The sequence below is a fragment of the Streptomyces pyxinicus genome (assembly GCF_024753135.1).
Classification (GTDB): Bacteria; Actinomycetota; Actinomycetes; order Streptomycetales; family Streptomycetaceae; genus Streptomyces; species Streptomyces pyxinicus.
In genome coordinates this window covers 1-365 of the sequence record NZ_JANUGP010000083.1, presented here as the reverse complement: position 1 = coordinate 365, position 365 = coordinate 1, and the positions used below count along the sequence as shown (strand labels likewise).

The 365-nt window shown below is 67.1% G+C and carries 1 protein-coding gene; it reads right to left on the bottom strand.

The genetic code is table 11. The features are described 5' to 3' along the window. On the bottom strand, nt 1–337 hold a 337-nt coding region (locus NX794_RS35835; RefSeq protein ID WP_258783896.1), incomplete at its 3' end, for a TetR/AcrR family transcriptional regulator. Nucleotides 338–365: the final 28 nt, after the last annotated feature.

Genomic DNA, 365 nt, shown 5'->3' with positions numbered 1-365 from the left:
CGGTGCGGAAGGCTTCGGTGGTGCGGTCGAGGAGGGCGTAGATGGTGTCGCGGGGGTCGAGGTTCTGGGTGCGGACTTCTTCGAGGAGTGCGGGCCAGCGGTGGTAGTTGTCCTCGACGACGGCGATGGCCATGGCTTCTTTGTTCTTGAAGTGGAAGTAGACGGCGCCTTTGGTCATGCCGACGTGTTCGGCGATGTCGACGACGGAGGTGGCTTCGTAGCCGCGTTCGGCGAAGAGGCGGGCGGCGGTGTGCAGGACCTGGGCGCGGGTGCGGACGGCGCGTTCCTGCTTGAGTTCGCGGGGTGTGCCGGTGCGGGTGGTGGACGGAGTGGACATGGTCTACGGCCTTTCCGGCGGACGGCGC